General features: G+C 61.6%; 17 protein-coding genes and 1 tRNA gene. 6 read left to right on the forward strand and 12 right to left on the reverse strand.

The window, feature by feature from the left end; translation table 11 throughout:
* The first annotated feature begins 1 nt into the window (after nt 1).
* The 4 genes from CS903_RS05015 (at nt 2) to CS903_RS05030 (ending at nt 1879) form a co-directional block, all read left to right on the forward strand.
* Nucleotides 2-568 carry a P-loop NTPase family protein gene (locus CS903_RS05015; RefSeq protein ID WP_099332453.1) on the forward strand — a complete coding sequence of 189 codons (567 nt, stop codon included), beginning with the start codon at nt 2-4 and terminating at the stop codon, nt 566-568.
* 127 nt (nt 569-695) lie between these two features.
* Nucleotides 696-1205, forward strand: coding sequence for a phage holin family protein (locus tag CS903_RS05020; RefSeq protein WP_099332454.1), 510 nt, complete (start codon nt 696-698; stop codon nt 1203-1205).
* Nucleotides 1202-1510 (forward strand): hypothetical protein, encoded by a 309-nt coding sequence (locus tag CS903_RS05025; RefSeq protein ID WP_099332455.1) that lies wholly within the window; start codon nt 1202-1204, stop codon nt 1508-1510. The genes CS903_RS05020 and CS903_RS05025 overlap by 4 nt, the downstream gene beginning before the upstream one ends.
* 141 nt (nt 1511-1651) lie before the next feature.
* Nucleotides 1652-1879 carry a DUF3073 domain-containing protein gene (locus CS903_RS05030; RefSeq protein ID WP_099332456.1) on the forward strand — a complete coding sequence of 76 codons (228 nt, stop codon included), beginning with the start codon at nt 1652-1654 and terminating at the stop codon, nt 1877-1879.
* A gap of 29 nt (nt 1880-1908) precedes the next feature.
* On the opposite strand, the gene mnhG is transcribed toward CS903_RS05030, so the two are convergent.
* From mnhG to CS903_RS05060, 6 genes are read right to left on the reverse strand one after another with little or no spacing between them, the layout of a single operon-like run.
* Nucleotides 1909-2247 carry a monovalent cation/H(+) antiporter subunit G gene (gene mnhG, locus CS903_RS05035; RefSeq protein ID WP_207203759.1) on the reverse strand — a complete coding sequence of 113 codons (339 nt, stop codon included), beginning with the start codon at nt 2245-2247 and terminating at the stop codon, nt 1909-1911.
* A complete protein-coding gene (locus CS903_RS05040; protein ID WP_099332457.1) occupies nt 2244-2600 on the reverse strand; it encodes an MrpF/PhaF family protein in 357 nt (118 codons plus the stop codon). The genes mnhG and CS903_RS05040 overlap by 4 nt, the downstream gene beginning before the upstream one ends.
* Nucleotides 2597-3157 (reverse strand): Na+/H+ antiporter subunit E, encoded by a 561-nt coding sequence (locus tag CS903_RS05045; RefSeq protein WP_164996680.1) that lies wholly within the window; start codon nt 3155-3157, stop codon nt 2597-2599. Before CS903_RS05045 ends, CS903_RS05040 begins: the two co-directional genes overlap by 4 nt.
* On the reverse strand, nt 3147-4913 hold the full coding sequence (locus CS903_RS05050) for a Na+/H+ antiporter subunit D (protein ID WP_099332459.1): 1767 nt from the start codon (nt 4911-4913) through the stop codon (nt 3147-3149). The genes CS903_RS05045 and CS903_RS05050 overlap by 11 nt, the downstream gene beginning before the upstream one ends.
* Entirely contained in the window at nt 4910-5347 is a 438-nt protein-coding gene (locus tag CS903_RS05055; RefSeq protein WP_099332460.1) for a Na(+)/H(+) antiporter subunit C, read from the reverse strand. The genes CS903_RS05050 and CS903_RS05055 overlap by 4 nt, the downstream gene beginning before the upstream one ends.
* Nucleotide 5348: 1 nt before the next feature.
* Nucleotides 5349-8201 (reverse strand): Na+/H+ antiporter subunit A, encoded by a 2853-nt coding sequence (locus CS903_RS05060; RefSeq protein ID WP_099332461.1) that lies wholly within the window; start codon nt 8199-8201, stop codon nt 5349-5351.
* A gap of 169 nt (nt 8202-8370) precedes the next feature.
* Between CS903_RS05060 and CS903_RS05065 the strand changes: the two genes are divergently transcribed.
* On the forward strand, nt 8371-10617 hold the full coding sequence (locus CS903_RS05065; RefSeq protein WP_099332462.1) for a (Fe-S)-binding protein: 2247 nt from the start codon (nt 8371-8373) through the stop codon (nt 10615-10617).
* Here CS903_RS05065 and CS903_RS05070 read toward each other — a convergent pair.
* From CS903_RS05070 to CS903_RS05085, 4 genes are all read right to left on the reverse strand, one after another.
* Nucleotides 10547-11740, reverse strand: a complete 1194-nt coding sequence (locus CS903_RS05070; RefSeq protein ID WP_099332463.1) for a hypothetical protein — start codon at nt 11738-11740, stop codon at nt 10547-10549. The two genes, CS903_RS05065 and CS903_RS05070, sit on opposite strands and share 71 nt — an antisense overlap.
* 9 nt (nt 11741-11749) lie before the next feature.
* Nucleotides 11750-12373, reverse strand: a complete 624-nt coding sequence (gene dcd / locus CS903_RS05075) for a dCTP deaminase (RefSeq protein ID WP_099332464.1) — start codon at nt 12371-12373, stop codon at nt 11750-11752.
* A 58-nt stretch (nt 12374-12431) separates the two neighbouring features.
* Nucleotides 12432-13472, reverse strand: a complete 1041-nt coding sequence (locus CS903_RS05080) for a threonine aldolase family protein (RefSeq protein WP_099332465.1) — start codon at nt 13470-13472, stop codon at nt 12432-12434.
* Nucleotides 13473-13593: 121 nt separating this feature from the next.
* A tRNA-Gly gene (locus tag CS903_RS05085) sits at nt 13594-13667 on the reverse strand.
* A gap of 211 nt (nt 13668-13878) precedes the next feature.
* On the opposite strand from CS903_RS05085, the gene trxA reads away from it, so the two are divergent.
* A complete protein-coding gene (gene trxA, locus CS903_RS05090) occupies nt 13879-14244 on the forward strand; it encodes a thioredoxin (protein WP_099332466.1) in 366 nt (121 codons plus the stop codon).
* 69 nt (nt 14245-14313) lie between these two features.
* On the opposite strand, the gene recR is transcribed toward trxA, so the two are convergent.
* Nucleotides 14314-14913 (reverse strand): recombination mediator RecR, encoded by a 600-nt coding sequence (gene recR, locus CS903_RS05095; protein WP_099332467.1) that lies wholly within the window; start codon nt 14911-14913, stop codon nt 14314-14316.
* Nucleotides 14910-17015, reverse strand: coding sequence for a DNA polymerase III subunit gamma/tau (gene dnaX, locus CS903_RS05100; protein WP_099332468.1), 2106 nt, complete (start codon nt 17013-17015; stop codon nt 14910-14912). Before dnaX ends, recR begins: the two co-directional genes overlap by 4 nt.
* Nucleotides 17016-17079: the final 64 nt, after the last annotated feature.

The following is a 17079-nucleotide window of genomic DNA, read 5'->3' on the forward strand; positions in this document are numbered from 1 at the left end:
CGTGGGTGACAACTCAGTGGGTGGAGCTCCGAACCAGCCGGTGACCGGCGTCCTGTTTGGGGCTCCCCTGCTGCTGCCCAGCCTGACCGTCCGCGATAACATTTCACTGCCTTGGCGTCTCGCGGGCATTGAGACCGCAACCGGATTTGTCGAGAGTCTGGTCGTGGAACTATCCCTGCGTGACCGGCTGGACAGACCGGCCTCTGAACTGGTCGAGGACGAGGCATTCAGGGTGTCGATTGCCCGTGCCCTGGCCGGCGAACCGGAGGTTCTTTACCTCTACCCGCAGGGCCCGGACCGAGAAGAGCGTGTGAGGGAACTTCTCCGTACCTGTGGTCGCAGTGAGCAGGTGATTGCTCGGCTCGGCGACACCGAGTTCAGCGCCGAGCCTGAAGCTGAGTTCCTTCCCGCCAGCCTCGACGATATAGCTCCGCCCCGGGGCCTTTCTGCCACCCAGGAGATGCTGGTCAACCAGGCCCGCCACATTCTTGAGCAACTTCCCGGACCAATGGCACTTGGAACCGACCCATTCGCCACTGAGCTAGCAGAGAATGGTCCGAGCAACTAAACAGAGGTAACCCCGGTGCTTTTCGCGGCTGATTTCATGACAGACTTAGGGCGAATGTAAACCGGTTGTTTACCCCGGGCTACGGGCCGCAGCGGTCCCGCCGGAAGAAGTTAATGAGGAGAGCGTGATGACGTCCCCAAGCGAAGACGACCTCAGGATCACCGTGGAAGAGGTGGAGTGGTCGGAACCGGCCGCACCCAAGCGCGGGTTCCGCCGCAAGCCGACACCACCGGCACCCCACCCGTCGATCGCCGTCCTGATCCAGGATGCGATCCAAGAGGGTAAGAACTATTTTGAGGCCCAGATTGCCCTGATGAAACTGAAGGCGACCCGTGCTGCCAAGCAGCTGGGCGCTTCAATCGCCATGTTCATCATCGCCGTCGTCCTCCTGCTGTTCATGGTGGGTTGGGTCTTCCACTCCGCCGAGGTGGCGCTGGCCCTGGTCCTCCCGGAATGGGCTGCTGCGCTGATCGTCCTCGGCATTATTTTCGTCCTCATGCTCGTCTTTGCCGGCGTGGGCATCATCCTTGCCCTCGGAGCCAAGAATGATGCTCCAAACCCGAAGGAAATGGTCGAGGACGACATTGAGACGCTGAAGAGCGACATCGCTTCGGCCAAGGAAGGACTCGACAAGTGAGTAAGGATTTTTCAACCACCGTGAGCAACCTTGAAAACCAGGCGAATGCCAGCAGCGAAAAGCTTTCCGAAACCCTTCAGACCCTGATTAATGAGGCCCAGCCCAAGACGCAGGCGCAGTACCTTCTTGCGGATGCCAAGTATCGCGCCCAGGAGGCGCTTTACGTCACCCAGACCACGATTGATGCTGCTCGTGACGGAGATCCCGAAGCGCGTAAGAAGGTCATCAAGGCAGCGGCCATTGGCGCGGCAGTCCTGGGCGTCTGCATTCTTCGTCGCACCCTGATTCGACGTCGCAGACGCTGACGTTGCCAGGCTCACCACACGACCACGGGGTGGTCGTGTGGAAAAGCATGCTGGCTACGCGGTAGAATGTCCCCGCGACAGAATTCATTGGATCCAGGGGACCGGAATACGGACCCGCAAGAGGTAGAGGGGGTCGACGCCATGGGGCGCGGCCGTCAAAAGGCAAAGCACATGAAAGTGGCGCGCAGCCTCAAGTACTTCAGTCCTGAGACTGATCTTGACGCTCTGCAGCGCGAACTGACCGGAACACACGACACGAAACTAGAGCCGATTCCTGATGAGGACTCGGACTCGGACGACAAGTGGTCGGAAGATTCTTGGGATGCACCCTCGTCATACTCTGACGCCTGGGAAGACTACCGGGATTAGCTCACCCACCCTCGGGCTTATTCTTCGCTTCACTCTTCACTAAGTTGGTCAACGACCAGACTTGAGGTTTCAGCGAGCCCGCTGCGGTAGGCAGCCCGACCCAGCAGGTGGGAGGCCACCGGGGCGGCAATCACCTGGATGGCTAGAACCGCCAGGCTGATCGCAAACCAAGCCCAGGTTCGCAGCACCAGGTTCGAACCACCAAGGATTAGCATCAAGCCCAAAAGCTGCGGCTTCGCCGCGGCGTGGGTTCGTGAGAACAGGTCGGGTAGCCGCACCAGGCCCAGGGCTGCCACCAGGGTGAACAGGGCTCCGGCTAGCACCAGAATGACGCCTGCAACGTCAAGTATCGTGTCAAAAACGGTCACTGTTCGTCCTCCTCATTTCCGAGGCGGTGTCTGCGCTGGCCGACCTGGGACTCAGGTTTGACGACCAGGCGGCGGCCGGCGTTCCTCTGCACCCCGAAGCGGATGAATCTCGAGACCGTCACGGTTGAGAAGAATGCGGTGAGGACGAAGACAATCAGTAGCGCCGCAAGATCGCCGCGTTCCCGAACCACAATCAACACGGCCACCAGCCCGAGGATTCCGGCTGCAAAAACATCAAGGGCCACTGCCCTATCAAGAGCTGTGGGCCCTATGGCCAGGCGGTACAGGGCGAGAAACAGCGCAATGACTAAAACTCCCATACTGATCCACAGGATCGTCGAAAGGGCAGTCATGACCCCACCTCCTCACGGGGGTGCTCCCCGGTAACACCGGTTTCCTCCAGGACGTGATTGGGTGCAAAAGCCAGTAGGACAAGGCGCTCCTGAGTGAGAACCTCCTGGCGCACCCCCTCGATACCCCCGTGGGCGGGAAGGTCCAGAACGTGCAGGTAGAGGGCGTGTTCCTCACGTGAAGCTTGGATGACGATGGTGCCGGGCACCATCGAAGTCATCGCGGCGACGATCGTCATGTAGACCGGGTTGCTACTTCTCACCGGGCACTTGACGATTCCGTCATCGTGGTGACGTCCCGACACCACGATCCAGCTCACCTGCGCCCCAGCCCAGACCAGATCCCAGATGAATCGAGCAAGCAGGTGAAGGAAGGCGAACGGCCTCAGATGCCAAAGACCGGGCATTGAAGGCAGGGGCAGGATTACTTGGACAAGCACTACGACCAACAGCCCCCCGAGAACAGTGAGCCAGTCCAGCGAGCGGAACACCGCCAGCCAGATCAGCAGCAACCAGATCGTCATTGAGATCGAGGCGTGGCGCCTCACTCTAGTTGGCATCATTCCCTCCGATCTCAGGCAGTTCCGGTTGCGCTGGCAGCAGTGGCGGTAGGGGGTTGGGGTCGATCCACGGCGGACGGAACGGCGGGAGCTTTGAAACGCCCTGACCACGTCCGTCCTCGCCAAGAACCGCCCTCACATAGCTGTCGTTATCCATCATGTTCGAGGCCGAACCGTGGGCATAACCGTAGATGGGGCCGGAGAAGATCGCCATGCCAATCTGAACCGCCACCAGTGTGGTTGCCACCGAGTACATGATGATGTTGGAGGAACCCCCACCCTTTTCCATCTCGGTCTTGGCCGCCTGCTGCGCCTTTTCGTCAGCACGTCCTTCGCGCTGGACCTCTTCGAGGCGGCGCATGATGCGCTCCTGGCGGCCGGAGAGCCGCTCGCCCTCCGCCGGCATCACGAAGTCGTCATGGATGACACGCTTGGGCTGCCAGAATGCCTTGTTCCAGAACTTCACGGCAACGTAAAGCGTGAGGAACGAAGTGAGGATACCGGAGGCCAGCAGCGCGTAGGACATCGGGGTGTTGACGAGGACGGAAGCCTCTGCCAAGCCGAGCTTGCCGATGAATCCCGTCAGCGGGGGCATACCGACTAGGTTGAGCGCCGTGATCATGAAGAGAATCGAGAGCCATCGTTTCTCTCGTGCCAGGTCAGAGAGCCTGGTGAGCGAGGTGGTGCCCCTATACCTCTCGATGAGCCCGACGATGAGGAAGAGCGCAGTCTGCACGACGATGTGGTGGGCAGCGTAGTAGATCGCCGCACCCAGCCCGTCCACGGTATCGAGGGAAATTCCCCACATCATGAAACCGATATGAGAGATAAGGGTGAAGGAAAGCAGTCGTTTGGCGTCATCCTGAGCCACGGCCCCCAGGATGCCGATGATCATGGAGAGGATGCCGATGATTGCCAGGAGTGTGCTGAAGCGATCACCCGGGAAGAGGACGAACTGCAGGCGGATGATGGCGTAGACGCCCACCTTGGTGAGCAGGCCGGCGAACACCGCCGTTACCGGAGCGGGAGCGGTCGGATAGGAGTCCGGAAGCCACGACGCCAGGGGGAAGATCGCGGCCTTCACCCCGAAGGCGACCAGGAGCATCGCCTGGAGGATCATGGTGGTTTCAGCGGGAAGTTCCGCGAGTCGAACCGAGAGCTGCGCCATGTTCATGGTGCCCGTCGCACCGTAAATCCAGGCGATTCCGATCAGGAACAGAACCGAGGAGAACAGCGAAACGATGACATAGACGGTGCCCGACCGGACTCGTCCTCGGGTTCCCCCCAACGTGATGAGGACGAATGAGGCCGCCAGAAGAATCTCAAAGCCAACGTAGAGGTTGAAGAGATCCCCCGTGAGAAACGAGTTGGAAACACCGGCCGACAGTATGAGGAACGTCGGGTAGAACACCGCCACCGGCGAGGTCGGGACAGGGTCCGAAACGTTCTCACCTATCGAGTAGATGAGGACGGCGAGGGCCACCACCTGCGAAACCACCAGCATGAGGGTTGAAAGTCGATCTGCCACCAGTGTGATCCCAATGGGCGCCGCCCAGGAACCCACGTCGAGGACGATGGGGTCACTGTTAGCCCCAAAGACCAGGACGAAGCCGATAACGGTGGACACCAGCATGGCGATAAGTGCCACGAGCTGCTGCAGACGAGGGCGCCGTCCAAGAATCAGCGCCAGACCCGCGGAGACCAGTGGGATGAGGACCGGAAGGGGCACCAGCCAGGAGAGGGATGCGGCGGTCACCTTCGCTCCTCCTGGTCGTAGAAGATTTCGGCGTCCTCGGTTCCCTCCGCATAGAGTTCATCGAGGTCCGTCACCCCGTGGCGACGTGCGGTTCGGGCCACCCTGCGGTCCTCAACGTCATCGACGACCTCGTCGTTTCCCGTCAGCAACCAGGAGCGGTAGGCGAGCGCCAGCCCGAAGGCTGTCGTTCCCAGCGAGAGGACGATTGAGGTGAGGATCAGGGCCTGCGGGAGGGGGTCGACGATCGTGTCCGTCCCCTCTCCGAGCAGCGGGGGCATTCCCGCGGACCCACCCATTGCCAGGATGAGGACGTTGACGCCGTTGGTGATTAGCGCCAGACCGATAAAGATGCGGGACAGCGTCCTCTCCAGGGTCAGGTAGACCCCGGAGCCAACCAGAACTCCGACGAAGATGAAGATTGCTAGTGATGACATCTCAGGCACCCACCGATCCGTAGCTTCGTGACGACGGGTCGCCCTGCCTGTCGACCTCGGCACCGAGGGCGGCAACCAGGTCGATGATCAGCCCGAGGACGAGAATGTAGACACCAATGTCAAGGATCATGGCGGTGGTGAAATGCAGTTCTCCGAGGGGCCCCAGAGGTATGTCCACCGGGGTCGACTGGAACGGGACATTCCCGTAGAGCAGGGGGAGTGCCCCGCCGGCAGCCGCGACAAACAGGCCGGTTCCAAGTAGGTAGCCCGCGGGAATCGGCATTGCCTCACCAAGTTCGTAGCGTCCGCCGGCCAGATAGCGCAGCACGAAGGCCAGGCCCGCAACCACGCCTCCGACGAAACCGCCGCCGGGGTTGTTGTGTCCGATGAGTAGCAGCCAGATCGACAGCACAATCATGGTTGGGAAGAGCAGACGTGTGGAAACCTCGAGTACCAGGGAGCGGTCGTGGGGCCGCTGGGCGGTGGCACCGGGAAGGAACCGACCTGGCTTGGCTGAACGCTTGGTGATGCGGTCGATGCGCCCCGTCCTCGACATTACGTAGATCAGCGAGGCCACGCCCGTGGCGGTCACCAGCAGGACCGACAGCTCCCCCATCGTGTCCCAGGCACGGATGTCCACAAGGATTACGTTGACGATGTTGCGTCCGTGGCCGAACTCAAGTGCCTCCCGTGGCATCAGTTCTGAAACCGGCTGGTGGATGCGCGCGGAGAAGGCGTAGTAACCACCGAGTGAGGTGATGATGCCCGCGGAAATACCGACGATGAGCCGGCTGATCTTGCTGGATACCAGTGGCCTGGTTGAGAAGAAGGTCGGCAGCTTGCGCAGCACCAGAATGAAGACCACGATGCTGACGGCCTCGACAGCCAGCTGGGTGAGGGCGAGGTCGGGGGCTCCGTGGATCGCGAACAGGAGCGAGACGGACATGCCGACTGCCCCGAGCGATAGAGCTGCCCGCACCCGCCGCCGTGAACGCACGGTCGCGATTGTAGCGACGACACCAACGACGACGATTGCTGCCTGCAGGGAAGAGTCCCACAGCGGGGGCAGATCCCGGGGCGGATTGGTGCGGAGGATTCCGTAGCCGGTCAGGACAGCCGCGGACATGACGATCGTGCCGACCTCAGCGGGAAGTGAACCCCTCTGGAACAGAGAGGTGACACGACTGGCGATCAGTTCCAGCTCACTGATTGAGGCAGCAAACAGGCGAGCCGCAGAGATCGGGGTTTCCAGTGCCCTCTGCAACTTGGAAACCTGCGGGCGCAGGTAGATCAGGGTGAGGCCGCCAGCAATGATGACAGCCGTGACCAGTGCGGGTGCCAGACCGGACCAGAGCGCAATGTGTGCTTCCCCGGGCATACCCAACGCGGGACCGGTTGGGGCATTGAGTAGGTGATCGAACAGCTGGGCGACGATCCCGAGAAGAGCGCCGCTGGCTAGGACCCCGATGGGCACCATCATCAGCTGCGAGAGGGGGCGAACCTGCAAGTCGACAAGAATCTTCTTGGTTCCAAAAGCGCCCCACCAGAATCGCCAGGCGTAGGCCATGGTCATCATCGAGCCGAGGGCAACGATGACCACAATCAACCATCCGAACCCGGTGCCGGAAGGAAGGTGCGGGGAACTACCGTGGAGCAGGCCGGCAAGCAGCGACTCTTTTCCGACGTAGCCAAGCGTGACTGGAATTCCCGCCATCGACAAGGCTGCGAGGCCCGCAAAGCCGGCCAGGAGGGGCATGCGCTTGCGCAGACCACTCAGTTCCCACAGGTCACGGGTTCCGGTGGAACTCTCAACGGCGCCGACCGTGAGGAACAGCGAGGACTTGAAGAGGGCGTGGGCGATCATTATGACCAGCCCAGCCGTCAGGGTTGCAGCGGTCCCGAAGCCAACCGCTGCAATCATCAGGCCCAGCTGAGACACGGTGCCGTAGGCGAGGATCAGCTTCAAGTCACGCTGTCGCAATGCCCGGTAGGAGGCGTGCAGCATGGTGTAAAGACCGAGGGTGACTGCCACTGCCGACCAGCCGGGAATCAGCGTGAAGCCCGGGGTGAACCTGGCGATGAGGTAGACGCCTGCCTTCACCATGGCCGCGGCGTGCAGGTAAGCGGACACCGGAGTTGGGGCCGCCATTGCGCCCGGAAGCCAGAAGCTGAATGGCACCTGAGCCGACTTGGAGAGACCACCAACCAGAACGAGGAGGGCCGCGACAATGAACAGCGGCTGGTTCGCTTGCAGGGTTCCGTCCTGGAACCTCTCAATCAGGACAGAGCTGCGGAAGGATCCCCCCGGCGCCATACCGAACATGACCAGGCCGGAGAACATGACCAGGCCGCCAAAGCCGGTGATCAGGAAGGCCTGCCGAGCCGCAGCGCGTGCAGGGCGGCGCGTGGAGTGGTGTCCGATCAACAGGTAGGAAAGGACGGCCGTCAGTTCCCAGAAGACGTACATCATCATGGTTTGGTCCGAGACCACCACGCCGTACATTGCTGCAGAGAAAGCCATAAAGAAGGTGGCAAACCTACCCAAAGATCCAGCGCTTCGAGAGAAGTACCGTGAGGAGTAGACCAGAACCAGGGCACCCACCCCGGAAACCAGCAGCATCATGACCCAGGAGAGCACGTCGAGGCGGAAGACGAATTCTAAGCCCAGGGCCGGCACCCACTGGAAGGACTCAAAACGCTGCTCTTGGAACACCGCGGGTGCCTGCAGGATCGCCCACACCACCACCGATGCGGGTGCCAGTGCCAGGACAAGGAACCCGTTCCTGCCCCAAAGCCTGACAGCCAGCGGGGCGCACAGGACGGCTATGAGTTGCACGATGAGCAGCTCAATCACGGTGTGTGTACCTCTCGTTATCTGTGCCGGGCCAGGCGGGACGGCACAAGCTGTGCTGGTGAGAACCCAAGCGAACAGATGGCCAACCCGATTCTAGCCTGCCCGATGGCTGGGCTAAGCCTTCGACAAGGGATAATGGGAGAGATCTTGGACTTTGAGGAGGGCGATTATGGCCTCGGATACCGTCACCTACCTCTGCGTAGGCCTGGCACTTCTAGCAAGCGTGGCCGGGGTATCCGTGTTCATTCACGGCGTAGCGCGGATTATCAGTGTCGCACGTGAAGGCGCCCCCGAAAGCGGGCGTTGGAATCAACCGTGGTTACGCATTTGGACGGCCCTTCGGGTTTCTCTGTCCCATTCCACCTTCAGGAACCGCCCCCTGGTTCGGGTGGCGCACTGGATCGTCATGGTTTCCTTCGTCGTCCTCGTCCTCACCCTGGTCTCCGCTTACGGCCAGCTCTTCAACCCCCTCTACTCCCTGCCTGTACTCGGCTCACTCGCGGCGTGGAACTGGATCGTAGAAATCCTGGCGACCCTCGGTTTCCTCTCGATCGCAGCACTTTTCGTCGTTCGGACCGTCACCATGCTGAGGGCGCACCGCGACGGGCAGCCCCGTTCCTCCCGCTTCTTTGGTTCCACCCGCTGGCAGGCCTGGTTTGTCGAGGCCGTCGTCGCCGTTGTCTCCCTGACGATCCTGCTCAGCCACGGCTTCCGCTTCGCCCTCGAACTAGCGGTTGCACCGACGTCAGCCAACGTGTGGCACTATCCGCTCACCGCCTGGTTCGGCTACCTGGTCTCCGGCTGGTCTGCCACAGCGCTGGCAAATGCCCTCGTCATCGTCCTCACCGTCAAGATCGTCACCTCGATGCTGTGGATGCTGGTCGTCGGCAATGACATCGCCATGAGCATCTCCTGGCACCGCTTCCTCGCCCCCGTCAACATCGCGGCCGGGCGGAACGCGAACGGTGCCAAGTCCCTGGGTGCCCTGGCACTCCCCCTGGTTGCCGGATCCCCCTCAGCCAACCTCGCAGAAGACTTTGAAGCCCTTGATGAAGCCGCCGCAAGCGCCGCCGACGAGGAGGATGATCGGCCCCCCGTCATCGGCCTCGGCACCACCGCCGACCTGACTTGGAAAGACAGACTGGACTTCATGTCCTGCACCGAGTGTGGACGCTGCCAGGACCTGTGCCCGGCATGGAACACTGAAAAGCCGCTCTCCCCCAAGCTGTTGACCCTGGCTTTGCGGGACAGCGCTGTTTCAGCTTCAGGGTTTACCAACCCGACTCAGGCGGGTCCTGATTCAGCTGACGTCCTCGGGGCGCTAACCATGGCCAAAACCTCACCGGGCGGCGTTCCCAGCGGCGACGCGGCCCTCGCCCCCGGCGTCCTCAACCCCGATGTGCTGTGGGACTGCACCATGTGCGGGGCCTGCGTGGATCAGTGCCCCGTCGACATTGAGCACATTGACCACATCGCCAATATGCGTCGCTTCCAGGTGCTGATGGAGTCCGCTTTCCCCCGTGAGTTGGCCCGTCCGTTCCGCGCGATGGAAACCAAATCCAACCCCTATAACCAGTCCCCCCGCAAGCGTCTCGACTGGGCCAAAAACCTCGACTTTGACGTTCCGGTTCTGGGTGAGGATGCCGAGGACGCCACCGGGTTTGACTACCTGTTCTGGGTCGGTTGCGCGGGCGCTTACGACGAGAAGGCCAAGCGGACGACCGCCGCGGTTGCCGAGCTGCTGCACACGGCTGGCACCACCTTTGCCGTCCTTGGATCTGGAGAGGGCTGCACCGGCGACCCAGCCCGACGCGCCGGAAACGAAATCCTCTTCCAGATGCTTGCGTCAGACTCGATTGAAACCCTGAACGAGGTTAAGGCCCGGCGCATCGTGGTCACGTGCGCCCACTGCTTCAACACCATTGGTAATGAGTTCCCCCAGCTGGGCGGTAACTACGAGGTCATTCACCACACCCAGCTACTCAACCGCCTGGTGCGTGAGGGAACACTGACCCCGATCCCCCCGAGTCCCGAAGAGATGCAGACGGTGACCTACCACGATCCCTGTTTCCTCGGCCGTCACAACAGGGTGTTTGAGGCACCCCGGGAACTACTGGGAAGCGAACCCGGCCTCGAACTGGTTGAAATGTCGCAGAACCGAGAGCTGGCCATGTGCTGCGGGGCCGGCGGGGCAAGAGCCTGGATGGAAGAGACCCGCGGGACACGCATCGCTTCCGCACGGGTTGATCAAGCCCTAGCAACCGGTGCAACGACGGTTGCCACCGCCTGTCCCTTCTGCACGCAGATGCTGGACTCAGCCGTCCCCTCCGAGGCTGAGCTGCAGATCAAGGACGTGGCTGTCCTCCTTCTGGAAGGTGTGCATCGAGGGCAAGAAGGAAGCCGTCCTCGTCAATAACAGCTGAGTTAGGCACCGCGGTTGCGAGGGCGGCGGCAGCGGTCTCAGCTATGGCTTCGGCACGCAGTCTCTCCAGGCGGACCCGACGGGAACGAAGCGCGGGACCCGAAACGGGAACCTGCGGGGTGGCCGCAAGCGACCTGCGCTGTTCCATACCGGGCCCAGCTATCCTGCGGGGACCCAGATCTTCGGGGGCCGCCCAGACGATCTCGTAAACCACCAGCGGCGGCTTGGCCCAGCGTTCCCAGCGCAGGGTGCGGGGAACGAAAGTCTCGGGACGTACCCCGATGAGGACCTGGGAGGACTTAGAAACGGGGGCCATCACCGCGTAGGGCATGCCCGGCTCAACCGAGGTTGGTACGGTCCCCCCGGTGACACCCGGAACACCGGGGAAGTTCAGCCCCTCGATGTGGGGAGAGAGGATGTCCCAGGTTTCCTGCGGGGTCAGCCACTGGTCGGTGAGGACTCGCAGGCTTACGGAAGCATCTGAGTTGGCGCGAACGATCACCCCGCTGCCCGCCACACGCACGCTGCCACCGAGGCGTCTGGCGAAGCGCCTCATAACCTCCAGGACCTTCTGCTCGACACCTACGGGCATCCCCCCGGGGAATGCCCGGGCCCAGTCATCAAAACGCTGCACCTCTTCGCTGGGTTTGGCCCCCCGCTGGGGTGGGCAACGCAGCATCCAGGCCTGACGGTTGTCAGCGGGAACTCCCAGGGACTCAGCGGTCTGTTCATCCAGACTCCAGGCGCCCTCAAGCGTGACATTTTCCAGCAGGCGCAGAACGCCCGGTGCTTGCCAGCCGGCCTCATTCCACACGGAGACAGCCAGTGCTTCCAAGTCATCGGGTGACACCGACTCTGGAAGGAGCAGCAGGTGGTAGGCGGAGGCCGTGGTGATGTCGAGGCTGGAGCGGGGTTCGACCCGCTCGAAGTTCAGCGCCAGGGGGGCAAGGGCATCGACCATCAGCTCCCCGGTCTCATCGATACTGAAACTCGCGGTGGAGGTACCGGTTGCATCAAGTAGGTTCAGGTCCGTCTCCACCAGCGGATTGGGACTGTTCTTCAGGTTCGCCATCCGGTCGTGTATCGACCTGCGTTCCGGGACCTGGTTCTCAGCCATCAGAGCACCCTACCTCTGCGCCTCGCCCTCTTCGTCTTTGACCGCATCCGCGGTCGGGGCCACGGTGATGCGGTCAAAACGAAGATGAGAGCGTGAGGCGGTGGGTCCACGTTGCCCCTGGTAGTGCGAGCCGAGTCCAGCGCTTCCGTAGGGTGTTTCTGCGGGGCTGGAGAGGTTGAAGAAACAGAGCTGCCCGATCTTCATGCCGGGGTAGAGCAGGATCGGCATAGTCGCCGTGTTCGACAGTTCCAGGGTGACGTGCCCTGAGAAGCCGGGGTCAATGAAACCAGCGGTGGAGTGAGTCAGCAGGCCGAGGCGCCCGAGTGATGACTTCCCCTCTAGACGCGCTGCAACATCGTCCCCGAGAGTGACCAGTTCGTAGGTGGCTCCGAGGACGAACTCACCCGGATGCAGGACAAAGGGCTCGTCCTCGTCGACCTCAACACGCCTGGTCAACCCGGGTTGAGCAGCAGCGGGGTCGATCACCGAGTACCTGTGGTTATCGAAAAGACGGAAGACGCGGTCGAGCCGCACATCAATGCTGGCCGGCTGAATCATGGCCCGGTCCAGCGGATCCAGGCAGATTCGACCGGCATCAATCGACTGTCGTATATCGCGGTCACTCAGAAGCATGCTGACATCATCCCACGGAGCCGGAAGAACAGGAGGGAGCAGCCAGAAGTCATCGCGACTAACCCTTCGACCCGACGATTAGGTCAGCCAGATCATCAACGTCCTCGACCGTGGTATCAAACGAACACATCAGGCGGACGAGGTCGGGATCGCCCGGCCAGTCGTAGAAGTGGAACACCGCGCGAGCACGCTCCTTCTGTTCGGGGGTCAGCATGGCAAAAACGCCGTTGGACTCAACGGGAACGGGGATTGGAACGGCACCGTTAAGTCGGCTGTGAAGGCGAGCTGCCATCTCATTGGAGTGCTGGGCCAGGCGTTGCCAGAGGTCCGTTCCGAAGAGTTCGGTGAGTTGAGCCGACACGAAGCGCATCTTCGAGCCCAGCTGCATGTTGGTTTTGCGCAGGTAGGGCAGACCCGTCGCACGTTCGGGGTTGAGGACGACGACGGCCTCGGCTCCCATGGCCCCGTTCTTGGTACCTCCCAGGCTGAGGACGTCAACCCCGGCATCCGTGGTGAGTTCACGCAGTGTGGTGCCCATGTGGGCTGCGGCATTGGAGAGTCGCGCTCCGTCCATGTGGAGAGCCATGTCGTGGGAATGCGCGAAGTCAGCTAGCGCGCGGACCTCCGCGGGTGTGTAGCAGGTACCGAGCTCCGTGACCTGCGAAATAGAGATGGCAAGGGGCTGGGAGCGGTGCGGGTCCCCCCACCCCCAGGCTTCACGCTTTGCGAGCTCCGGTGTGAGCTTCCCATCCGGGGTGGGGACCCCCAGGATCTTGAGGGCACCAACTTTTTCAGGTGCTCCGCCCTCGTCATTGTTGATATGTGCGGTCGAGGGCGCGATGACGGCACCCCAGCGCGGCAACACTGATTGCAGCGAGACCACATTGGCGCCGGTTCCGTTAAAGACGGGGAACCCCTCGGCGGCATCACCAAACACCTCGCGGATCATCTGATCCATGACCCCGGTCCATTCGTCCTCCCCGTAGGACGAAGCGTGCCCAACGTTGGCCTTGGCTATCGCCGTAAGGATCTGTGGGTGCACTCCCGAGTAGTTGTCGGAGGCAAAGCTGTTACGGCTGGATGTGCTGGTCTGCGTCATGGGACAACGCTACGTCGGACAGGCAGGTTCAGACAGCCACGCCCGGAAGCTGGCCGTGCGGCGGTGTGGGGAAACCCGTGTCATAGAGCGGAAAAGACCGGCCGTCCGGGCCCTGTGGGAATGGAGCGGATGACGGGAATCGAACCCGCGCTGTCTGCTTGGGAAGCAGAAGTTCTACCATTGAACTACATCCGCATGTCATGAAGACGCATTGAAGTCTAGCAAGAAAATAGACCACCGCGGGACAAGCAATACCAAGGTCAGTCAAACACCCCCAAATGTGGATACCCGGCCCGGTATCGCTTAGAGCGCACTGGAATTGCCCACAGAACTCACTTTTAGCCTCCCGTAAGCTACCCGAAGTCAGTAGGGTGGGTAGTAAGTCAAAGAATCCATGAGGAGAAACATGAGCACGCAAGACCTCACCGTTGAAGACTTTGAGTCGACGGTAACTGACAACTCCATCGTCCTCGTCGACTTCTGGGCCGAATGGTGCGGCCCATGCCGTCAGTTCGCTCCTGTCTACGACAAGGCATCTGAGAAGAACCCGGACATCATCTTCGGCAAGGTGGACACAGAGGCCCAGCAGGAACTGGCTGCCATGGCTCAGATCACTTCCATCCCGACCCTGATGGCCTTCCGTGATGGCATCGCAGTCTTCCGCCAGGCTGGAGCACTTCCCGGCCACGTCCTCGATGATCTCATCCAGCAGATCCGTGACCTAGACATGGAAGATGTCAAGAAGCAGGTTGCAGAGGCTGAGGGCAACTAGTAACGACTTCAACTAAGAACCCGCAGTGTTCCTTTCGGAGCCTGCGGGTTCTTGCCTTAAGTCAGTTCTCTAGAGGCTGCGTCGCCCCTCAAGAGCCCGTCCCAGCGTCACCTCATCGGCGTACTCGAGGTCACCCCCGACCGGGAGGCCCGATGCGAGCCGCGTAACGGACACCCCCATCGGTGTCACGCTGCGGGCGATGTATGACGAAGTCGCCTCACCCTCAACCGTCGGGTTGGTAGCGAGGATGACCTCTTGAATCGTCCCGTCGGCCAGGCGCATAAAAAGCTCGCGCATGCGCAACTGGTCCGCACCAACCCCAGCGAGGGGATCAATAACGCCCCCGAGGACGTGGTACCTGCCGCGGAAGACCCGCGTCTTCTCAATGGCGTTGATGTCCTTGGCTTCTTCAACCACGCAGAGGATGCTCTGGTCCCGCCGGGTATCCGCGCAGATCGAACACACTTCACCCTCGGTCACATTGCCGCAGACGGTGCAGAAGTGGACATTCTTTTTGACCGCTTGAATGGACGCGACCAGTTCCTGGATCTCAGCACTATCGGCCCCCAGAATGTGGAATGCAAGGCGCTGGGCACTCTTGGGGCCGATTCCCGGGAGCGCCCCCAGGTTGTCGATTAGATCCTGGATTGCCCCGTCGAACCCGCTCACTCATGACCTCCAAGATCAAATCCTGACAGTGCATTCTCGTCAGGCTCAATGGGTTCAGGGAACCCGTCATCTCCCAGCACATCACCTTCTGGTTCAATCGTGCTGATGAGTTTTTCTTCAATGACTGTGCCGCCAACGATGTCGAGAAAGACATCAACCAGGGGGCGACCACGGTAGGCACCATCCGGATCAGCTGGGACCGGGGGCGCCTGCATGGCAGCTGGCTCGGCTGGAGGTTCGGGGCGTTGGATCGGCGGTTTTGGCGCTGCCACTGGCTGCACCTCAGGAGCCTTCTGAACCGGAGTTGGTTGCTCTGGTTCAGGCTGTGCTTTTGGGTGGCTCTCCGGTGGCTGCTGAACTGGTCGTTGGGGTGCCGGCTTCTCTACTTCAGGCTCGGCTCGAGGCGCTGGTTCAGCAGCGACTTCGGGTGATGCTGCGGGAACTCCACCCTCCTTTAGTTTCGCCACAACCTTGTCGCGGTCGCCCTCCCACTCAGCTATCACCGTGATGGAGCGCCCGAGGATCTCAGAGAAGACACCGGCCATCTTGTCTTCACCGCCAAAACGCTTGAACTGGGCGACGTTGGAAGGCTGCAGGAAGAAGACGTGTGCGATCGAACCGGCGGCTTCAGAGCCCCGAACGTTCTTCATCAAACTTGGGTAAGCCGACCCCATCTCACCCATTCGTTTCGTGATGGTGGCCCAGTGAGCCCGCATGAAAGCGGAGTCCGCAACGGTATCGCTGGCTGCGGGAGTGGTTGCGGCCAGGGGCTGCTGCGCTACTTGCGAGGGACGGGTCGGGACCGAAGTTGCTGCGGGCGTCGGAGTCGTCCCGGCCCGGGGCACCCTCGGTACTTCAGTACTGCTTGTTGGTGCGGCAGGGGAAGCCTGCGGGGCCGGCCGTGCGGCAGGTGCAGCGGTCTGCGGACCGCGTGGTGCCTGACGAGGCGGTACAGCAGTTGCCGGGGCCGGAGCGGACACAGTCTGAGTGGCACCCTGCGTTGAACCATCAACCACCAGAAGTCGAGCCATCAGCAGTTCAAGCTGCAGGCGAGGCGAGGTGGCGCCAACCATTTCTCGAAGAGCGCCCTCAATAATGTCGGCACGTTGGGAGAGGAGACGTGCCCCCCACTTACCGGCCTGCGTATGCATGACAGCGAGCTGATCAGCGGGAATCTCAATCAGAGTGTCCGCCGCCCGCTCACCAATCAGCGCGCAAACCAGCAGATCACGAAGACGCTGCAGAAGGTCCTCTACAAAACGTCGTGGTTCCTGGCCCTTATCGGTCACCTCTTCAACGATGGCGAAGACCTCTGCTCCATCCAAGTCGCCGAGGGCATCCACGGTTCGTTCCAGGATTGCCGCATCGGTGTAACCGAGCAGGTCGAGCGCGCTCTGCACCGTCACTGTCCCGTTGGAGCCGGCCATGAGCTGGTCCATGACAGACAGGGAGTCCCTGACGGACCCCCCGCCGCTACGAACGATCAGCGGGTAAACACCCTCTTCAACCTCAACGCCCTCCTTCACTGCCAGGTCCTTCAGGTAGGGCACCAGGACAGCGGGCGCCACCAGCCTGAACGGATAGTGGTGGGTACGGGAGCGGATGGTGCTGATGACCTTCTCCGGCTCCGTCGTCGCAAAGATGAACTTGGTGTGATCCGGGGGCTCTTCGACCAGCTTCAGTAGCGCATTGAAACCCGAGGCCGTCACCATGTGGGCTTCATCGAGGATGAAAATGCGATAGCGGTCCCGAGTCGGCGCAAACTCTGCCTTCTCACGCAGGGCACGCGCGTGTTCGACGCCGTTGTTTGAGGCCGCATCAATCTCAACTACGTCAAGCGACCCTGGGCCACCCGCGGCCAGCTCAACACACGAGTCACAGACACCACACGGCTGCGAGGTCGGTCCTTCAATGCAGTTCAGGCTGCGGGCCAGAATGCGAGCCGAAGTTGTCTTACCGCAGCCTCGTGGTCCGGAGAAAAGGTAGGCATGGGTGACGCGATTGCCATCGAGGGCGGCCTTCAAGGCATCGGTGACATGTTCCTGCCCGATGACATCCTGAAACGTATCTGGCCGATAACGGCGATAAAGTGCTGTGCTCACGGTTAGACCTTAGAACCTCCGGGGCCAGCGCCGCCGTCGAAGAAGAACCTCTGCGGAAAGTACC

This window comes from Actinomyces minihominis (genome assembly GCF_900187855.1).
GTDB lineage: Bacteria > Actinomycetota > Actinomycetes > Actinomycetales > Actinomycetaceae > Scrofimicrobium > Scrofimicrobium minihominis.